Genomic DNA, 19,534 nt, shown 5'->3' with positions numbered 1-19,534 from the left:
ACTTAGGTGTGTATCAATCTAGAGTGACCAGAAATGTGAATCAACTATTCGTGGTTAGGCTCTATCTGCGCGAAAACATGTTGCAACGAGAAATCATAGTCAGAATAAGACTGTCCGTTTGTTAGTTCGAAGCCTTTAAAGTTAATTTTACTCCAATTCTCGTCGCCAAGTTTTGTGAGGTACTGGTCGACATTGGTGCTGTCTATGCTTTGCATTTGAAAGTGGATCTTGCCTAGTGGCGTTTTATTACTGTTATCTCTTCTAGTATGGTAATCGTTGAGAACCACTAGAGCCCAAGCACCAGCAAGGAAATGACCTCCATCGGTCGCCACTATGTGACCACTTTTGACCAGATTAAGGCCTTGCAAAGACCAATTGAATCCCACTACACAGATGTCTGTTCCCGCCTTCAGTCCGTTTGCTTCTATCGCTTGCTTAGCACCAATAGCGATAAGATCATTAGCCGCCCAAATAGCCGTTGCCTGTATATTGGTTTGCATGGACCATTTTATATAGCTATCAGTAAGTCGTCTTGCTTCTTCTTGACTCCAGTTAGCATATAAGAAACGGTCTAATACAATATCGTCGTTTTTTCTTATTACGGACAATGCACCTAGATTGCGTTCTATAGAGGCGGGCGTTACTTTATCGCCGCCTATCGCCAACATGTGGATTGGTTTATTATCAGACAATGGCTTAGCACACTGGTGTAAAGCATGCATTTGTCGCTGACCTGCAGAGTAATTGTCAGGAATAACAGAACCAACAAGATTCTGGCTGCCTGACATCGCGAATGCAATACGTTCCTGTTGTATGGGGGTGAAGTCATTCAATAACATCAATGTCTTTATATCAGAGCCAATAGTGTCTAAGAAAACGGTTTCGGCAGATTGCTCTTCGTTCACTAGAATAAGGTAGTCAGGTGGGTCAGTTCGGTTTGCTATTTCTTTCCCTAAGCGCATCATTTTGCCTCGACTTCTATCTGCATAAATGACTTCAAGTGTCATACCAAAATCGTTAGAAGCGGCAACCATGGTCTCCGTTACCATATCCCAGAATCGTTCTCCTTTTTTGGCAGGGTTTAAAAAGGTGACATCTATTGCATGAGCAATGGGAGATGATAGCGCTAAGCTTGAGAGTAAAATAAGTAATACGTACTTCATGAGGGCTCCAATAACATCGATCCCAAATTATAGAACTATAAATAAAGCTAGGGAATAAGAAGTGAAAGAAGTATGCGTTATTAATCTATAAATCGTCGTGATATTCAAGTTGATAGGTGATTAGTTGCATTTGTATCGCATATATATAGCCATAGTACCCATAGGAGGACGCATTGACCGTCAATCATTAAGTGCGTATGGTTCTTATTTAGATTCTGATTGATAGGGTAAGAATGAACAGAAACGTCTGGCTCCTTTCACTTTGCCAAGCATTACTAATGACAGGCAATATATTACTTATTTCAGTGATTGGTCTCATTGGAAAAGAGATTGCGCCGAGCCAAAGTATGATTACTTTACCTGTCGCCCTTCAATTTTTGGGCTTAATGTCAGCCACCATACCAGCGTCACTAATTATGGGTAAGTTGGGTAGAAGACGGGGGTTTAGCATTGGTAATATGGTGGGTATTATTGGTGCATCATTAGCGACATTTTCGCTTTATAGTCAAAATTTTCACCTCTTTTGTACCGCCACATTCTTGTTGGGTATCGGCATTGGTTTTGGTACGCTATACCGTTTTGCTGCTATTGAGGTCTGCGATGAAAGCGTTAGACACCGAGCAATATCTATCTCTATGGCGGGTGGCGTTTTGGCTGCCGTTTTGGGCCCTAACTTAGCGATTATGTCGCAGAATTGGTCTGATAACGGGCTTTATGTCGGCGCATTTGCTTCACTTGTCATATTAAATATATTGGCCTTAAGTATCCTTCAAACCATTCAATTCCCTGATACGAACCTTACTCCTCAGAACTTGAAATCTGATCCGCTAAAAACCATTATCACTCAACCTAATTTTCTTATTGCTGTGTTTGCGGCCGTCATAGCCTATGCGGTAATGAATATTTTAATGGTGGCCACACCGTTAGCTATGATTGGTTGTGGGTTTAATTTTACTAAGGCTGCAGGTGTTATCGAATGGCATGTATTGGGTATGTTTGTGCCTGCCTTTTTCACCGGACGATTGGTAGAAAAATTTGGTGCGAGAATGATGATATTAACGGGGAGCCTGCTCTTTGTCGCTTGTGTTGCCGTCAATATTCACGGCCAATCTATATGGCACTTTAGAGCTGCATTAGTGTTATTGGGTGTGGGGTGGAATTTTATGTTTATCTCTGCCACTGGATTATTTAGTCAATCATATCAACCGCACAACAAACCCAAAGCGCAAGCTTTCAATGAGTTCATGGTGTTTGGCTGTGTCACCATTACGGCGCTGCTATCCGGTTGGTTGGAATCGACCGTAGGATGGAAGAGCTTAAATATTTATGTCTTACCGTTTGTATTGGTGGTGATCGTGGTCTTTATTGCCAACGCTAAACACACCGCAGAACCGCAACCAGACTAAATATATTCACGAATTAATACATGATACGCGTCATTGAAATCTGATGCATGACGTGCGACCCTGTCGCGTTTTTAAACGCAACGCTATTTTGAGTGAGCACGTATGTTCAGATTCTCGGTATTGGTTAAGCTTTTCATTCTAATGGTAAGCTTAGGGGGCCCGCCTTTTGGTTTTGCTGAAGAAGCGCCTATGTGCGGGGAAGGCTGTCACATTATTGAACCATATATTAAAGATGCTAAAACCAAATCGAATCTACTCGTTTTTAAACACAGTGTGGAATGGGAAGTGAGTTGTATCGACTGCCATGAAAGAACACCAAAACAGATCGTTCATGAGAAAGAAGCCTATGAATCGGGCCATTACGAAACGCGTTTTTATCCGCGTGACGTTAATAATGCGTTTTGTCTCGGCTGCCATGAAGATTATGATGGACTGAGTGAACGTACCCTAGAGTTAGAAAAGGTGACGGGTATAAACCCGCACAGGCCACATTTGTCGCAAAGAGATTGTGCTAGCTGCCACAAGATGCATCGCCGCTCTCGTTTCAGTTGCTCTGAGTGTCATAAAGGGGATTGGGAACGAGCGTTACCTGCCGGGTGGCAGATCGCAAAATAAGAAGGCTTCTCGGTTGTCGAGCCATTCAGGATATTTTGTCATCGTTTTTGTGTAGTGAGATTGTTGGTAATGCTTTGTTAACCAGTATCGAAGGTTCGGGTAGGGGGCATTTGCGTACCATTTACGGTCCACACGAGAAAACTGACGGATAAATGGTAGAAGGGCATAGTCCACTAAACTAGGAGCATCCCCCATTAAATAGCCACGAGCAGTAAGGCGATGCTCTAATTCAATAATAAACCGTTCACACTCTTGTCTATGGTCAATCACGGAGTCGTCATGGTAACGGGATGCCGCTTTATACGCGTTGAGTGTACAAACGAATTCTTTATCATTGAGATTGATAAGTTTCAGCATTTCTTTGAAGCCACTTTTCTGACCACTCAATAAAAGGTTGTCAGGGTCATTTTGTGTAAGAGCCCAAACCATAATATCAATGCTTTCATCGACCACCGTTCCGTCGCTTAGTAATAGGATAGGCACGGTACCTTTTGCCGATGTAGCTAACATTTCGTCAGGCTTATTCCTCGTAACAATTTCACGTAACATCACGGGTTGCTGTGCCAACAATAGTCCTAATCTTGCACGTATGCAGTATGGACATTGTCGTAGTGAGTAAAGAATGGGGAAGGGATTATCATTCACCGAGTGACCTACTTTGCGTGTTTCGTATTGGCAATCTTTAGTGTAGATGATAGTGTCGGGTCATTGCTACAAAGCGAAAGGGTATTCAGATAATGACCAATGAACTTGATGACAAACATTGTCCATTTTGTAAAAAAGAAAACCGTTGTATGGCCCAGAGTGCACCCAATTCATGTTGGTGCAATGAGGTAAAAGTCCCTACCGAGTTACAAAAACTAGTTCCAATAGAGTGGCAACACAAATCCTGTATTTGTGCTGCTTGTGTCACTCGTTTTAACCAGGACCCTTCTGCGTTCCAAATCAAAACCGTTACGAAATAGTTCTATAGTGACCATGCTTTCCGCTGCGAGTATACGGTGTCTTCAACGTGTCGTTACACTAGGTCGTCTTTACCTTCAATTAAAAAGTGATGACTGATAGAACCAGCAGTGCGTGCTTTAAAATGTGGGGTGTACTCGGGGTCGTTCATGAAGTTGACCGCCGCTTCCTTTGATGGCCATTCAATGATTACGCGCAGAGCTACTGGTTCGCCTTCACCCTCTAAGCGTTCATGACTAGCGGTTCGAGCAAGGTATATACCGCCGTATTTCGCGACAACCTTGTTTGTTGGGGCAATATAGTCAGGAATCCAATCTTCAGTTGATGGGGTTACTTCTAGTACTGAGTAATAAGCCATTTGTTTTTCCTTTAAGAAGAATGAAGCTTAAGGACGTGACGGGTTGATAAAGAGCATAGTTGTGTTTGTAGGAATTGACAATATTCACGAGAATTACTGGTTTACTAGCGGATATGAGCCTTACGTAACCGTAATGAATGAACGAGTTTGCTAATATTCACTGATATGTATTCTATTTATGTCACGGTTACTTTTTGATGAAAGAGCTATTTGAGTTCAGTCTTTATCTTCTTTATGGCCTAATTTTTGTCGTTATTGGTTTTACTATCTTTTTTAGAGATTTCCGATTTAGTAATCTTTCGATTGCTTCTGCGTTACCCACTTTGGCTGTATTCGGATTCATACATGGACTGCATGAATGGTCTGAAATGTACCTGTTTGTTTACAAACAAGAACTAAGCATGCATACCACGGTTAAGCTATTCAAAGTGTTCAAATTGTGGCTCTCTTTCTTGGCATTGGGTTATTTCGCAATTCAAATGCTATCGATGACGAAATGGCGCTTGAGAAAGCAGTTATTGATTGTCGCTGAGCTCGTCAGTGTCGTCTTTCTGTTTAGTGTCATTTATCGATATTTTCATCAAGACTTGAATGACTTTGTTAGAGACACAACCTTGCAGACTCGTTGGCTGTTTGGATCTTGTGCCGGGATTTTAGCCGGTGCTTCTTTGATGAATTATTCACAGAAGTTGAAATTGGAAGAACGAAAAGCGGCCAGTGCGGTTGGCCGATTAGGGATATGCATTATTATTTATGGGCTATCTGCCGGAATTTTTTATATAGAAGATCTCGCTATAGGTGCGTCCATTAGAACGGCAATAGCGTTTATGATTTGGCTCTATTTAAGGCAAACATTGAAACTATTTGAAGACGAAAGGCAGCTACAAATAGAGGGGGCCATTCGGCAGTTTCACCATGATAGTAAACTTAGAGAGTTAGGCGAACTGTCGTCGAGTATTACTCACGAAATCAAAACGCCACTTAGTAGTGCGTTGATGCGCTGTGATTTGTTAGAGAAACAGATTGATCAAGATGACGTTGACAGAGAAAAAATGAAACGACAGCTCTCTTATATTCGAAAAGGGTTGCTGAAGGCCGCGCATATTAGTCAGGAGTTACTGCAATTTTCGCATAAGAGAAATGCAATAAAACAAAAGGTCTCGATGGATGAACTCGTCAACGAAGCGCTTAACCTGATGGAACATAGGCTACATTATTTTGATATTCAAAAAATTATTATGCCTAATCTCTTTTTTTATGCGGACAAAGAACAGTTAGAAGAGGTGCTGATCAATTTGATTAACAATGCGATTGATGCATCAGAAGAGAACAAAAAAATAGTGATAAAAGCAGAGCAGAAAGGCCTACGAGTAATTTTATCTGTCATTGATTTCGGAACAGGTATAGACGAAGCCATATTGGAAAAAGTCACATTGCCTTTCTTTACAACGAAAGATAAACATCATGGTACAGGGTTAGGTTTAACCCTTTGCCAAAAAATAGTCGATCAGAATGGGGGCAGCCTCTTAATTGAAAATACCGGTACCGGATTGTGTGTCAGTATAGAACTGCCTATGGAGAGCCAATGAGTCTTAAATTACTTGTCGCTGAAGACGATTTAGATCTAAGAGAAGTCATTACAGAAGCATTAAGCGCAGACGGCTTTGTTGTGGATGCTTATGAAAGCGCGGAGCAAGCGATCAGTTGTGCCACTCGCTACCAGTATGATGTTGCGTTGCTGGACTTTGTGATGGGAGGAATGAGTGGTATTGACGCCATTTCAATTCTAAAGCAGCTTAACCCCAACATGGGAATTGTCATTATCACCGCGTTTGGCACGATAGACACCGCCGTTGAGGCGATGAAGAAAGGGGCCGACGAGTTTTTGACCAAACCTTTTGATGTTCAAACACTGTCTGTTACGCTTAAAAAAGTGCATGCGGAAAAAACACTGAAATCCCCTCGTTTCGATAAAGACAGCGACCTGGTGTTTAGTGCGCTTGCAAACCCTATTCGCCGAAATGTTATCTATCAGCTTAAAACCCACCAAAAGCTCAAGTTTATGGACTTATGTAGGCTGGTGGGGATAGAAGATCATACAAAGTTCAATTTTCACCTTCGTCAACTAACGAAAAGTGGATTAGTCGAAAAAGACGATGACAAAGAGTATACATTGACCAAAGTTGGGTTAGAGATTGAGTCGCGGATATTGACCTAATCGTTGCTTGGTTGTCGCGTTCAAAGAAAAGGGGTGTACCCATGATGTTGGATCATTGAGTACACCTTGTCTGTTTAGCTAATTACCGTGATGGAAATTCTCTGTTTTGTTTTTTCAATTTGGATTCAATAATCTTTGGGTGCTCGAAGTAAACAGACTGATTAATACTGGCCTTCATCGCGTCAGAAAACACGCTAGTGTAAAAACCATCCAGCTCTTCATCTTCTTCGTCATGGCAGTCGGTACAGATGTCTTTTGGTTCAAACTCTTCGTGAGGCAGATGACATTCGACACATTCCATCTCTTCATTATCTTGATGTTTGATATTATGCTGTCGCCCTTGCAAATTTTCCATCTTATCGTGGCATTCAATACAACTGTTATATTCAAACTCTAGGCTATCAGATGGCTCTTCACCTTCGTGGCATTGGCCTGCGCATGTTTCATCTTTTAAGTGGAAGTTAGCAAGATTATCTTCATCCGGGCTGGGTAGGTCTTCTGCCCATGCCGTTGATAAGGATAGTGTGCAAAAGATTAATAATAGGGTTTTTATGAGTTTCATTGCTGTGCTCCTTTAATTACCTACGCCATGACAGTCTATACACATCAGTATTCGTTCTGTGTGTTCAATATTTTTCATTGGGTCGATGTCATTGTGAATATTGTGGCAAGAAGCGCAGCTTACTGGTTTCACGTGCACATCATGCGTCCACTCAGCGTCTCTCAAGTTTTCTATAGAGTGACAGTTCATGCATTGCTGGTTCTGATCAAAATTCGCCATTGAACTGTGTTCAGAAAAACTGATTATTGAGTTGTCTTTCTTAGGGTGTTTTTCTTTAATGCCATGACAGGCGGTGCAGTTATTTAAAAACGTCTCACTAGTGTGCGAACCGACGGTGGAAATGGCGCTGATGTCTTTGATGAGTCTTCTTTTCTGGTGGCATCGAATACAACGTTTGTTTTCTTTAAGCAACGTATCCATTTCAAATTCTGTGGATAGTTGAGTTTGAAAAATTTGCTCATGGTCTGTATCGATACTGGAACTGGCTATAACCGTTTCTTGAGAGTAAGAATTACTATTAACGAAGACCGAGAAAAAACCGATGATTAATATTTTGCGTAACAGGTTAACGTTAAACATGAATTCCTCTCCATTAAATAGTGCAGGAATCAAAATTAGGCCAATAATTATTGGCCTAATTTATTACTTATATCCTACGAGGATTACTTAAACTCTAGGTTTAATACACCGCGATGGAATACGTGGTTGATTTGTGAATTATCAAATACAGCGACACCAAATGGATAGGCTTTATTCATGTCTTTAAACTGAACGTCTTGTGTGTCGGCATTTTTGCCGCTCGTAACAAGCTTACGTTTCATTTCTAAAGTCCAAACGCCATCTTTCCACATTGCACCTACTTCAACATCACCACGAGAGCCAGTGAACGGCGAACCCGTCAAACCTGGTATTCTTTCAAGTTTGTCGTAGTCGGCTGTAAATGGTTTTTTCTCGGTGTCTAATATCAGTAAGGTGTCTTGCTTCAGGTTGTCTGAAACAAAAGCGGGTTGGCCATCTTTCACGTTATTAACGTAACCGCCGCCATCTTTGTCATCGCCTTTACGTCCCCAACCTTTGTTAACTTTAGGGTCGGTGTTGCTATTGACGTACTGGTCATCAAGTTGATTGTGGACCGCACTACGTACACCTTTCCAATGCCACATATCAATGTACTGGCCTTCTTTGGTGTATTTACGAGCTGGGTTCTTATCTTCAATACCATTGATCATGCCGTCTTTAGAGCGGTGACATGCTGTATTACAGCCTTTCTCTTCAAAGCCATCGGCGTTGATGTTCCAGAAGACAGCGAATTTATCTTCATAGTATGTATTGTCGTGGCCTGTACTATCTTTGTTTGAAAGCTGTTTCCATGAACCGTCTTCTTGTTTTACCCAAGGGAAGCGGTCGATACTTTTGGTTGGATCATCGTAGCTAACCAAAAAGTAAACGTACTCGTCATCGTATAAAGACTTCATTTCAACGGTGGTTTTTTTGATACCTTTGTAACCGTTATCTGGCTTGTACGGCAGTTTATTGAGCTTAACTTTAACGGACTTTGCACCGTCCCAAAGTTGGTCTGCAGTGCCATCAATGGTTATGTTTGATGTGATTTTACTACTCTCTAAAATATCACCTTTAGCTTGGGCTAAGCTAAGTGGCAATAATGATAATGCAACGGCTGTACTGGTTGCGATAATTGAATATTTCATTCTCCGCTCCTGTGGCTTTCGAAATATGTCTACCACTAAAGAGTAGGAGTGTTCGGCGTATCTAAACTTGATTAATATCAAACTAATATATATATCAATTAACTATTAAATGGCTTTGTGAGCTTACGGATAATTTATGATAAGTGTAATTATACGGCCACTAAAAGATGATAATTAAAGTTATCATCTTTTAGTGGCCGATTGATTTTTTTTCGTTGAATTAGATAGTTAGCTTGATTAGTTAACGTTATTCAAATATTCAGACTAATGTCAAAGCCCCGTGACAAAACAATCAACTGGAAGCGACATAACCAAGCTTTAATTAATCGTGGTGCACTGATATTTTGAATTTATGAAGAGGTAACCCAACACTGGAAACAGGTCAAGCAAGGCAACCGTGGAATACCTCGTTTGTTTGGTGATTTACTATTGATGTTACGGGGCTCAAAGTCTATGGTAATGGCGAGTGGAAAGTAAAAAAAATGACATTGACAGAAAGCGCCGAATCTGGCGAAAGGTTACATCTAGTGGTAGATAGCAACACGCATGAAATCATTGCTGCTGAACTAAGTCTATCGAATGTGACCGATGTTGAAGTGTAGCCTACCTTACTCAAACAAACCTGCTGAAGAATCAATGAAATATCAGGTGATGGTGCTTAGAATACAAAGTTGTGTTATGAAACAGTTCGTATCAAACGAGCGGTTCCAATCATACCGCAGGGGGGAAGGGTCCGCCTTCTGGGAACGAGGTCATCCCCGGAAACTAGCGGTCGGTTGCCAGAAGCTATGCGGTTCAAATAAGCATTGAAAAATGCGGTATGGTAATCATAAAGGTTCCCTCTCAGAGACGGTGTTATTTCAGGTGAAGAAATTGCTCGGCGGGATATTAAGATTAAGAAATTATGATGCCAAGGTTGACGAAGCTTACACCATTACCAATAGAAACCCCATTCCCCATATTTACAGGTGTTGTAGCTGAAGCGCCTAAAATTACATCATTTGGACTTTCCGCTAAGTAACAATTTTCACAACTTGTATCGACATAGTCCTTTATTTTTGCAAATGACACGCCATTCAGAATAATGTTTCTTGGACTTGTTTCTATGATTGGTCCCTTACCTCTACAAGATTTACTACCACATGTGCAATTTGCAATATCTCCGACTAAAGCAATAGGTTGGTTGTTTACTATTACGCCAGAATTATCGCTAATAACACCACCAGTTGTCGTTTTTGAACCGATTGTAATTGCATAGTTACCTATCGCTACCTTTTTCAAATGACTTAAAGTATTCAAATATATGTAGTGAAAACCGTATCATACAACTGCTTGAAGGATTTTACTTGTAGGTTAATTTGGAAAGTAGATCAAAAGTAGATCGTTTTTTTAAATAACAGAAACGAAAAAACCCACTGCAAGCAGTGGGTTTTCGAATGTGGCGGAGAGATAGAGATTTGAACTCTAGAAGGGCTACAAACCCTTGCCGGTTTTCAAGACCGGTGCTTTCGACCACTCAGCCATCTCTCCGTGTGGACGCATAATATAGGGGTTAGAATTACTTGTAAACCCCTGATATGACTGTTTGATGTTTTTTTGTGCAATCAGTGCAACATCTGTCTCTGGACGAGTCATGGATGGCTTGATTACGTCCTTTATTACATCAATATATTTATTGTTCAGACTCATAAAAACGTTTTAGCTCTGATAAGCCAAGCATCAATATAGATAGCTTAGTCTTCGAGTCTTTTTCGCGTTTATAATTGTCATCGTACACTTTGTAGTTTCCATATTTGTCTACTACGGTTGTGTAATCGTCCGTAATCAGTGCGATATCAATACCATCACCAGCCAATATCCATTTCCGTGACGACTTATTTAACAGGCTTTTACCACTGCTATAGTCTTGCGGGTTTGAAGAGACACCAAAAAGGTCCTGTAAGAGCGTGGTTGAAATGTCAAAATGACTCGTTTTATGAGCGTGCAGCTGAGCGGGTTTGTTTGGCCAGTGTATAACGAGCGGTACATTCAGCTGGTAGCGGCTGTAATTCGAGTCGGCTCCCCAACTATTGGATTTCGTTTCATTAAACTCTATCCCGTGGTTGGAGGTGATAATTACAATCGTATTATCCGCCAAATTCTGTTTGGTAAGGGTGGTAAACACTTTTTCTAGTAGTGAATCTAAGTCTGTGCTGGCCTTAGAATAGGAGGCCTTGAGTTTATCCGTTGGAGAACCCGTTGCCGTTTTATTCTCATATGACTCGTAATTGCTTATCGTAGAAAGTTCGATATAGCTAAACCATGGAGATTTTGCGTTGGTTTCAAGCCAAGTTGACCAGTTTGAAATGGTTGTCTCGTCTTTTCCGTCTTCCGATAGGTCAAATGCAGATTTGGTCGCTTTCAATATTGTGGATTTAGACTCATTGTTGTCTGAATGTTCACTACCGAAAAATCCAAATTGATAGTTTCGCTTTGCCATTTCTTCTATAACAAGTGGCGGTAGTTCTTGCGAAACAAGGCTCTTCTTATAGTTACCCGGAATCCCATAAAAGAGTCCAAATAGACTGCCAGAATCATTATTCGAACTGTAATGGTCGGTAAAACGAATATTTTCGTTAGCATAGCGTTCAAGATTAGGCATGGTTTCATCGGTAATGAAATCAGCCCTTAGGCTTTCAACCATGACAATGGCAACGTTGTAGTTTTTTGCCTTACTATTGTATTTCAATGGCTCAAGAGGATATCTAACTAAAGGTGTCAGTTTTTCATCTTCTTCTAGGCGCTTATTATATTCGGCGGTGTCTATCAGCCCGTGTTTCTGCATAAAGGTTCTCGCTGTCATTGGATAAGAGAGCGGGAAGTTGGCTTTTTGGGCGGTAATGGGTTTATAGAACGAAATGTCAGCCCAGATATACATCAGGTGGCTAGAGATAAAGCAGACAAAAAATAGAACGGTAATTGAGCGTCCAACCCGTTTATTGGTCAGTTTTCTTTGTTTACGCCAGATCCATTCTGACTGGGCCAGCTGCAATAAAAATATGACCGGTAACACGATAAACAACTGCTGAAGTTCAGTCGCAATGTTACTTTGATCTTTTTCAAGTAGTAATTCCCAAACCACAGGATTTAGATGCAAATGAATTTGCTGGTATGCCTGCGTATCTAATAGGAGAAGTGTTAACCCTACCGTTGCAAAACACACCGCTACAAAACGGTACAGTTTCCTAGAAGGAATGACAAAAGAAAGTGGAAAGAGTATGAGTAGATAGAGGGCGAAAATTAGAAAGCTAAAATGCCCAATCCATGACCCCACCAAATATAATTGGCCAAGGATGGTTTCGGGCCAAGGTGATTGGCTAATGTAACGCGTACCTATCAACATAGCGGCAACTATGTTGAAAAAGGCAAACCAATGACCCCAACTTACTAGTCGAGAGACTCGGTCACCGTATGTATTTCCGCTATCTACCATTTAATTTCTTTCTTATATATTAGTGAGTTTTGCTTTCTTCCATAGAGGAAAGAAGTGCTTGTGCAAATTTTTCTGCTATTGCTTTGCGTTGCGTTGCAGGCACATTGGTGTTCAAAACGTTGGTAGCAATATTGCCAGCAATCATGAGTGAAAGCTCTGAACTTGCACCGTGCTTGTCTAATACGGCTGCTATTTCAGTGAGAATGACTTCAATCTGGTCATCGCTATATTTTGATGTAATCGGCATAGTAACTCTAATAATGATAGTGAAAGCGGCTTATGATAACCTACTCTTCATCACAACTGAAATCGAAACCATAATTTATTCGCTATGAGCCTAAATATATCTAATGTCATCTTACATCAATTAACTAAAAATGATCAGGATGAACTAACCGTCAACTACCGGACGGAATCCCTTGAAAATAATCGTTTTTCCGAAGATCTAGTGTCAGAGCTTCACCGTGTTTTTAATGCAAAAGCGGGTAAAGGTTTTGCCGCCTTTCAATCTGACAGCAACTTTAAGAACTGGTTGCAAGAACTTCGCCAAGGAGAGAGAAGTTTTTACGATTTCTCTCAAAATTGTGCGCTGAGATTAAAAGATGAACTGTCAAAGTACCCATTTGCAGATGAAGGTATTTTGGTCCTGGCCGAATATCAGTCACTTGCAACTGATTATATGTTCATCGCGTTATTGCCATCGCATCAGAGCTTAAAGGTAACGGAAGGGCTTGATATCAGTGCTACGGACTACCTTGATATTAGCAAAATGGATATCGTGGCACGAATCGACTTATCTACGTATGAGACGGACTCTGAATCAAACCGATATCTTTCTTATATAAAAGGAAGGGTTGGCAGAAAAATCGCCGATTTCTTTTTGGATTTTCTTCAAGCTGAAGTGGGTTTAGATACGAAACATCAGAACCTAGTATTGATGCAAGCGGTTGATGATTATTGTACCGATGCGCAGCTTGATAAAGAAGAAACCACAAGCTACAAAAAACAAGTATTTGATTATTGTAGTGAACAAGTCAAGGCCAATGAAGAGTTAGAAGTTAAAGAACTATCTGGCGAGTTACCGACAAGTACCGATGGGACAAGCTTTTTGGATTACACCGAGGAGCGTGGCTATGAACTGGAAGATAAATTCCCTGTAGATAGAAGCACTGTGAGAAAACTGACCAAGTATGTTGGTGCCGGCGGTGGTTTGAGTATTAATTTCGACAGTATGCTATTGGGTGAGCGGGTTTTTTATGATCCTGAAACGGATACGTTAACTATTAAAGGCACGCCACCAAACCTAAAAGATCAACTGACGCGAAAAAATAATGGCTGATCAGTAATTGAACGTAAAAAGAGGGCGTAAGCCCTTTTTTTATACGTGCGATTTGCCAATTGATGGCTAAAGTGACTCTAAAAACACATTTTATGACTAATACTCCATGCACGTATCATATAGAACATTGTTCTTTTTCCTCGCAACAACAAGCCTAACGAGAGTGATTATCAAATACCCTTCCAGTAAACTGTTGAAAATAGCCGATTGATTAGATTTTTTTGAGTTTCACATAAAAAAACTTGTTTTTTTATCAATAAATCATTAATTATGGAAGGAGATATATTGAATTCACACGGAGTGTAGAAAATGATGAGAGTAGGTCTAGTTGGCTGGCGTGGTATGGTCGGCTCTGTATTAATGCAGCGTATGGTAGAAGAGAAAGATTTCGACCATATCGAACCCGTTTTTTATAGTACATCTCAGATTGGTATCCCAGCACCTCAGCTTGGAAGAAATACAGGGATGTTACAAGATGCTTTTGATATTGAGAGTTTAAAGAAGCTCGATGCGATTATTACTTGTCAAGGTGGCGGTTATACAGAAAAAGTGTATCCAGCATTACGCCAAGCTGGTTGGAAAGGGTATTGGATAGATGCGGCGTCGACGCTTCGCATGAAAGACGATGCAATTATTACGCTTGACCCAGTTAACCTAGCGCAGATTCAACAAGGCATTGCGGGTGGAACGAATACTTTTGTAGGTGGCAACTGTACTGTTAGTTTGATGCTAATGGGACTGGGCGGCCTATATGAAAAAGGCATGATAGAGTGGATGAGTGCGATGACGTATCAAGCGGCTTCTGGCGCTGGTGCGAAAAATATGCGTGAACTTATTTCTCAAATGGGCACCATTAGTGAATCGGTTAGTACCGAACTTGCTGACCCTTCTAGCTCGATCTTAGATATCGACAGAAAAGTGGCAGAAACAATCCGTTCATCATCTTTCCCTACCGATCAGTTTGGTGTTCCCCTCGCCGGTTCGCTTATCCCTTGGATTGATGTAAAACGCGACAATGGTCAGAGTAAAGAAGAATGGAAAGCGACAGTCGAGACGAATAAAATTCTTGGACTTCAGCAGAGCCCTGTCCCTATAGATGGAACCTGCGTCAGAATCGGGGCAATGCGTTGTCACTCTCAAGCGTTGACCATCAAACTCAAGCAAGACGTACCAATGGACGAGATAGAAGATATTATCGCGTCTCATAATGAATGGGTTAAAGTCATCCCTAATGATCGTGACATTACCTCACAAGAGCTGAGCCCTGCGAAAGTAACTGGCACACTTTCCGTCCCTGTGGGTCGTTTACGTAAAATGACTATGGGTAACGATTTCTTGAATGCATTTACAGTGGGTGACCAACTGTTATGGGGTGCGGCTGAACCACTTCGTAGAACATTGAGAATAATTCTTGAATCAAAATAGGAGATAATTCGTCATTGAACTGTCTCTAAATAAGCTTTTTAATTGAAGTAAATATAGAAAAAATAAAAGGCGCACTACTTTTTAAGTTGCGCCTTTTTATTACTCATCATCTGCAGATACTACTCGATTGTCTGGATCCGCAAGCTCACTACCACAATGTTTACAGAACATAGAGTCAGGATCGTGTCCGCTTTTCATACAATTAGGACATTTGACCAAGCTTTTGTGCGAATTCATTTCTTGACTCAATTCGGCGGTAATAATACCCGTAGGAACGGCCAAAATGGAGTAACCCAATAACATGGTTATGGCTGCAACAGCTTTACCCAACCCAGTTTGAGGTACCAAATCACCGTAACCAACGGTGGTAATGGTCACAATGGCCCAATAGATACTTTGAGGGATGCTGGTGAAGCCGTGCTCTGGTCCTTCAATGACATAAAGCAAAGCACCAAAAATAGTCACTAATATCGCGACGGCGCTGAAGAATATAAATATCTTCCGGCGTGACATCAGTAAGGATCTAAGCAATATGTTGGAGTCTTGTAGGTATCTAACCAGTTTTAATATTCGGAAAATCCTTAAAACCCTTATCAATCGAATCACGGTCATGAAAGACGCGGAAGGAAAGATGATCGTTAAATAGGTAGGAAGGATAGCGAGTACGTCAATGACGCCATAAAAACTTTTGGCATATGCGGTTGGTTTTGGTGAACACCAGAGTCGAATTAAATACTCAATAGTGAAGAGGCCTGTGAATCCATACTCTAAAAAATGAAACGTATCTGACCACTCTCTGCTGATAGAGGAAACGGAGTCGAGTAGCAGCACCAATAAAGAGAGTAAAATAGCGACAATGACGCATATGTCGAAAACCTTTCCTGCAGTGGTATGGGTACCAAATATAATGACATACGTTTTATGTTTAAGCGTTTTATTCCCTTGGTCCATTTTGCACTCTTAATAGTTTTTGGTTGTGTTCGAATTGAGCGATAACACCGTCTAGTATAGGGAGGTTCTTCTGTAGAAAGAAGCGAGGGACGTAATCACCTATAGTAATTGGTGAATATTTTGTTAAAAAGCGCACATTTTTGAGAAATATGGTCATGTTAAGTGGTGTTGTCAAAAACAAGCTATATACTGCTTAGTAGCACGTCGTTCTTGTGGTTAAGTTGGTTATTTGTAAGTAAAGTGAAAGTTATTTACGAAACCTGTTATTTAAGAAATACTTACGCGGCTTAGGTTATCTTTTTTTTGAACATAAAAATTTTTTATTTTTATTTTTAAAAACAAAGTGATAGACTCAATCATAGAAGTTAATTACCCCTGATTAGATAATTAGTTTTTCAGAACTGATCTGAGTCAATTAATTTCAAGCTGTGAAATATTATACTCAGTACTGAAAGCAATTTACTAAGTTTGTAGTGTTCTTTCACTTTACCTCAAATGGTGAATGAACGATTCAAAGCAAGAGCTCAACAGCCTTAATAAAGAGTTTTTAATATTTTTTAATTTATGGAGATTAATTATGCCTGTAACAAATTTGGCTGAACTAGATGCTTTAGTAGCACGAGTTAAAATCGCACAAGAAGAATTTTCTACTTTCTCTCAAGAGCAAGTAGACAAGATCTTTCGCGCGGCTTCTCTTGCAGCTAACCAAGCTCGTATACCTCTTGCACAACAAGCGGTTGCTGAGTCTGGCATGGGTATCATTGAAGACAAGGTTATCAAAAACCACTTCGCTTCTGAGTTCATCTATAACAAGTATAAAGATGAGAAAACGTGTGGCGTGCTAGACGAAGACGTCAGCATGGGAACCATGACTATCGCAGAACCAGTCGGTATTATCTGTGGTATCGTTCCAACAACTAACCCAACGTCAACAGCGATTTTTAAATCTCTAATCTCGTTAAAAACACGTAACGGTATCATCTTCTCGCCACACCCACGCGCTAAAAATTCTACTAACGATGCAGCAAAAATTGTACTAGATGCGGCAGTAGCCGCGGGCGCACCAAAAGATATCATTGGTTGGATTGACCAACCATCTGTAGAGCTTTCAAACGCTCTTATGAAGCACGACGGTATCGCGCTTATCCTTGCAACTGGTGGTCCAGGCATGGTTAAAGCCGCTTACTCTTCTGGTAAGCCTGCTATCGGTGTTGGAGCAGGTAACGTTCCAGTTGTTATCGATGACACAGCAGATGTTAAACGTGCAGTTGCTTCTATTCTTATGTCTAAAACGTTCGATAACGGTGTTGTTTGTGCTTCTGAGCAAGCCGTCATCGTTATGGATGAAGTCTATGACGAAGTTAAAGCGCGTTTCGCTTCTCACAAAGGTCACGTATTAAGCAAGTCTGACGCGGATAAAGTACGTAAAGTACTGCTTATCGACGGCGGACTTAACGCTAAAATCGTAGGACAACCTGCGACAGCAATCGCTGAAATGGCGGGTATCAAAGTTCCTGCGGATACTAAGATTCTTGTTGGCGAAGGCCTTGGCGAAGTCTCTTATGACGACGAATTCGCTCATGAAAAACTTTCTCCAACGCTTGGTATGTTCCGTGCGTCTTCATTTGAAAACGCTGTCGCTCAAGCGGTTACTATGGTAGAGATTGGTGGCATCGGCCACACGTCTGGTCTTTACACTGACCAAGATGTAAACGCGGATCGTATTCGTTACTTTGGTGACAAACTTAAAACAGCTCGTATTCTTATAAACATCCCAACTACTCATGGTGGTATCGGTGATCTTTATAACTTTAATGTTGCACCTTCTCTTACGCTTGGTTGTGGTTCATGGGGTGGTAACTCTATCTCTGAAAACGTGGGTCCTAAACACCTAATCAACAAGAAAACTGTTGCTAAGAGAGCTGAAAACATGTTGTGGCATAAACTTCCAAGATCAATTTACTTCCGTCGTGGTAGCCTTCCAATCGCGCTTGGCGACCTAGAAGGTAAGAAACGTGCGTTCCTTGTTACTGACCGTTTCCTATTCAACAACGGCTATGCTGATGAAATCGTAAGCCTACTTAAAGCACAAGGTATGGAAGTTCAGACTTTCTTCGACGTAGAAGCAGATCCAACGTTATCTGTTGTTGAAAAAGGTGCTGCTCAAATGCAAAGCTACCAGCCTGACGTTATTCTCGCTCTTGGTGGTGGTTCACCTATGGATGCTGCGAAGATCATGTGGGTAATGTATGAGCACCCAGACACAGCATTTGAAGAACTAGCAATGCGCTTTATGGATATCCGTAAACGTATCTATAAGTTCCCTAAAATGGGTAAAAAAGCAGAGCTTGTTTGTATTACTACTACCTCAGGTACTGGTTCAGAAGTGACTCCGTTTGCCGTTGTTACTGACGACAAAACAGGTGCTAAGTATCCTCTAGCGGATTATGAGCTAACACCTCAGATGGCTATCGTTGATGCAAACCTTGTAATGAACATGCCTAAGTCTCTAACGGCGTTTGGTGGTTACGATGCCGTAACTCACGCACTAGAAGCTTACGTTTCAGTACTTGCGAACGAATACTCAGATGGTCAGGCTCTTCAAGCGCTTAAGATGCTTAAAGAATACCTACCTTCAAGCTATGCGAACGGTGCAAACGACCCAATCGCTCGTGAGAAAGTACACAATGCAGCAACAATCGCGGGTATCGCGTTTGCTAACGCATTCCTAGGTGTATGTCACTCAATGGCGCACAAGATTGGTAACGCATTCCATTTGCCACACGGTCTTGCTAACGCACTACTTATCTCGAACACAGTTCGTTATAACGCAAATGACAACCCAACCAAGCAGACTGCATTCTCACAATATGACCGCCCACAAGCGCGTCGTCGTTATGCAGAAGTTGCAGACCACTTGGGTCTATCTCAAGCTGGTGACCGTACCGCTCAAAAAATCGAGCGTCTACTTACTTGGTTAGAAGAACTTAAGGTTGATTTGGATATTCCTCTATCAATCAAAGCTGCGGGCGTTTCTGAAGCTGATTTTGTAGCACAAGTTGATGCGATTTCTATCGACGCGTTCGATGACCAGTGTACTGGTGCGAACCCTCGTTACCCGCTAATCTCTGAGCTTAAAGAAGTACTATTGACTTCTTTCCATGGTCAGCCGTACGTCGAAGGCGAAACGTTCGAAGGTACAACGGTTATCAAGAAGAAAGATGATCAAAAGCCAGCCGCTACAATAGCGAAGAAAAAGTAAGTCTTGTTGAGTTAGAGAGTTTTCGCTAGCACGTAATTCTCTCAATATAGAGACAAAAACCCATTGATTATGTCAATGGGTTTTTTTATGT

The 19,534-nt window shown here is 41.2% G+C and carries 18 protein-coding genes, 1 tRNA gene and 1 pseudogene; 9 read left to right on the top strand and 11 right to left on the bottom strand.

Annotated features, from left to right (window positions below; all coding sequences use genetic code 11):
• Positions 1 to 44: 44 nt before the first annotated feature.
• Positions 45 to 1,163, bottom strand: a complete 1,119-nt coding sequence (locus AACW90_RS04565; protein WP_390231448.1) for an ABC transporter substrate-binding protein — start codon at positions 1,161 to 1,163, stop codon at positions 45 to 47.
• 233 nt (positions 1,164 to 1,396) lie between these two features.
• On the opposite strand from AACW90_RS04565, the gene AACW90_RS04560 reads away from it, so the two are divergent.
• Complete coding sequence (locus tag AACW90_RS04560; RefSeq protein ID WP_390231445.1) at positions 1,397 to 2,569, top strand: MFS transporter; 1,173 nt, start codon at positions 1,397 to 1,399, stop codon at positions 2,567 to 2,569.
• 102 nt (positions 2,570 to 2,671) lie between these two features.
• Positions 2,672 to 3,184 carry a cytochrome c3 family protein gene (locus AACW90_RS04555; protein ID WP_390231442.1) on the top strand — a complete coding sequence of 171 codons (513 nt, stop codon included), beginning with the start codon at positions 2,672 to 2,674 and terminating at the stop codon, positions 3,182 to 3,184.
• Here AACW90_RS04555 and AACW90_RS04550 read toward each other — a convergent pair.
• Positions 3,155 to 3,829 (bottom strand): glutathione S-transferase, encoded by a 675-nt coding sequence (locus AACW90_RS04550; RefSeq protein ID WP_390231439.1) that lies wholly within the window; start codon positions 3,827 to 3,829, stop codon positions 3,155 to 3,157. The two genes, AACW90_RS04555 and AACW90_RS04550, sit on opposite strands and share 30 nt — an antisense overlap.
• A gap of 92 nt (positions 3,830 to 3,921) precedes the next feature.
• Between AACW90_RS04550 and AACW90_RS04545 the strand changes: the two genes are divergently transcribed.
• Complete coding sequence (locus AACW90_RS04545) at positions 3,922 to 4,149, top strand: cysteine-rich CWC family protein (protein ID WP_390231437.1); 228 nt, start codon at positions 3,922 to 3,924, stop codon at positions 4,147 to 4,149.
• A gap of 53 nt (positions 4,150 to 4,202) precedes the next feature.
• Here the strand turns inward: AACW90_RS04545 and AACW90_RS04540 are convergent, their stop codons facing one another.
• Complete coding sequence (locus tag AACW90_RS04540; protein ID WP_390231435.1) at positions 4,203 to 4,505, bottom strand: DUF1330 domain-containing protein; 303 nt, start codon at positions 4,503 to 4,505, stop codon at positions 4,203 to 4,205.
• A 197-nt stretch (positions 4,506 to 4,702) separates the two neighbouring features.
• Here AACW90_RS04540 and AACW90_RS04535 point away from each other — a divergent pair, with 197 nt between their 5' ends.
• Together AACW90_RS04535 and AACW90_RS04530 are read left to right on the top strand one after the other, a co-directional pair.
• Positions 4,703 to 6,094, top strand: a complete 1,392-nt coding sequence (locus tag AACW90_RS04535) for a sensor histidine kinase (protein ID WP_390231432.1) — start codon at positions 4,703 to 4,705, stop codon at positions 6,092 to 6,094.
• A complete protein-coding gene (locus AACW90_RS04530) occupies positions 6,091 to 6,723 on the top strand; it encodes a response regulator (RefSeq protein WP_275134322.1) in 633 nt (210 codons plus the stop codon). The genes AACW90_RS04535 and AACW90_RS04530 overlap by 4 nt, the downstream gene beginning before the upstream one ends.
• An 82-nt stretch (positions 6,724 to 6,805) precedes the next feature.
• Here AACW90_RS04530 and AACW90_RS04525 read toward each other — a convergent pair whose 3' ends face one another.
• The 3 genes from AACW90_RS04525 to AACW90_RS04515 form a co-directional block, all read right to left on the bottom strand.
• The gene (locus tag AACW90_RS04525; RefSeq protein WP_390231429.1) at positions 6,806 to 7,285 is read right to left on the bottom strand and encodes a cytochrome c3 family protein; all 480 of its coding nucleotides are present in this window, start codon (positions 7,283 to 7,285) and stop codon (positions 6,806 to 6,808) included.
• 12 nt (positions 7,286 to 7,297) lie between these two features.
• On the bottom strand, positions 7,298 to 7,864 hold the full coding sequence (locus AACW90_RS04520) for a multiheme c-type cytochrome (RefSeq protein ID WP_390231426.1): 567 nt from the start codon (positions 7,862 to 7,864) through the stop codon (positions 7,298 to 7,300).
• Positions 7,865 to 7,947: 83 nt separating this feature from the next.
• The gene (locus AACW90_RS04515; RefSeq protein ID WP_390231423.1) at positions 7,948 to 8,994 is read right to left on the bottom strand and encodes an ethylbenzene dehydrogenase-related protein; all 1,047 of its coding nucleotides are present in this window, start codon (positions 8,992 to 8,994) and stop codon (positions 7,948 to 7,950) included.
• 267 nt (positions 8,995 to 9,261) lie between these two features.
• Between AACW90_RS04515 and AACW90_RS04510 the strand changes: the two are divergent.
• A pseudogene (locus AACW90_RS04510) lies at positions 9,262 to 9,975 on the top strand (transposase).
• On the opposite strand, the gene AACW90_RS04505 reads toward AACW90_RS04510, so the two are convergent.
• The 4 genes from AACW90_RS04505 to AACW90_RS04490 all read right to left on the bottom strand — a co-directional run bounded on the left by AACW90_RS04505 (position 9,889) and on the right by AACW90_RS04490 (position 12,713).
• Positions 9,889 to 10,293: a PAAR domain-containing protein gene (locus tag AACW90_RS04505; RefSeq protein WP_390231420.1), complete on the bottom strand. Its 405-nt coding sequence runs from the start codon at positions 10,291 to 10,293 to the stop codon at positions 9,889 to 9,891. The pseudogene AACW90_RS04510 and the gene AACW90_RS04505 sit on opposite strands and share 87 nt — an antisense overlap.
• Before the next feature lie 140 nt (positions 10,294 to 10,433).
• Positions 10,434 to 10,524, bottom strand: a tRNA-Ser gene (locus tag AACW90_RS04500).
• A 142-nt stretch (positions 10,525 to 10,666) separates the two neighbouring features.
• Positions 10,667 to 12,466: a DUF3413 domain-containing protein gene (locus AACW90_RS04495; protein WP_390231417.1), complete on the bottom strand. Its 1,800-nt coding sequence runs from the start codon at positions 12,464 to 12,466 to the stop codon at positions 10,667 to 10,669.
• Positions 12,467 to 12,485: 19 nt separating this feature from the next.
• Positions 12,486 to 12,713 carry a YejL family protein gene (locus AACW90_RS04490; protein WP_195703843.1) on the bottom strand — a complete coding sequence of 76 codons (228 nt, stop codon included), beginning with the start codon at positions 12,711 to 12,713 and terminating at the stop codon, positions 12,486 to 12,488.
• An 84-nt stretch (positions 12,714 to 12,797) separates the two neighbouring features.
• Here AACW90_RS04490 and yejK point away from each other — a divergent pair, with 84 nt between their 5' ends.
• Both yejK and asd read left to right on the top strand, forming a co-directional pair.
• Positions 12,798 to 13,805: a nucleoid-associated protein YejK gene (gene yejK, locus AACW90_RS04485; RefSeq protein WP_390231414.1), complete on the top strand. Its 1,008-nt coding sequence runs from the start codon at positions 12,798 to 12,800 to the stop codon at positions 13,803 to 13,805.
• A 312-nt stretch (positions 13,806 to 14,117) separates the two neighbouring features.
• Positions 14,118 to 15,230, top strand: a complete 1,113-nt coding sequence (gene asd, locus AACW90_RS04480) for an aspartate-semialdehyde dehydrogenase (RefSeq protein ID WP_390232065.1) — start codon at positions 14,118 to 14,120, stop codon at positions 15,228 to 15,230.
• Between the two features lie 99 nt (positions 15,231 to 15,329).
• Here asd and AACW90_RS04475 read toward each other — a convergent pair whose 3' ends face one another.
• Complete coding sequence (locus tag AACW90_RS04475) at positions 15,330 to 16,181, bottom strand: ion transporter (RefSeq protein ID WP_390231411.1); 852 nt, start codon at positions 16,179 to 16,181, stop codon at positions 15,330 to 15,332.
• A gap of 577 nt (positions 16,182 to 16,758) precedes the next feature.
• Here AACW90_RS04475 and adhE point away from each other — a divergent pair.
• On the top strand, positions 16,759 to 19,443 hold the full coding sequence (adhE, locus tag AACW90_RS04470; protein WP_390231408.1) for a bifunctional acetaldehyde-CoA/alcohol dehydrogenase: 2,685 nt from the start codon (positions 16,759 to 16,761) through the stop codon (positions 19,441 to 19,443).
• Positions 19,444 to 19,534: the final 91 nt, after the last annotated feature.

This window comes from Vibrio frigidus, assembly GCF_042465995.1.
Taxonomy (GTDB): domain Bacteria; phylum Pseudomonadota; class Gammaproteobacteria; order Enterobacterales; family Vibrionaceae; genus Vibrio.
This window is presented reverse-complemented; position numbering and strand designations above follow the sequence as displayed.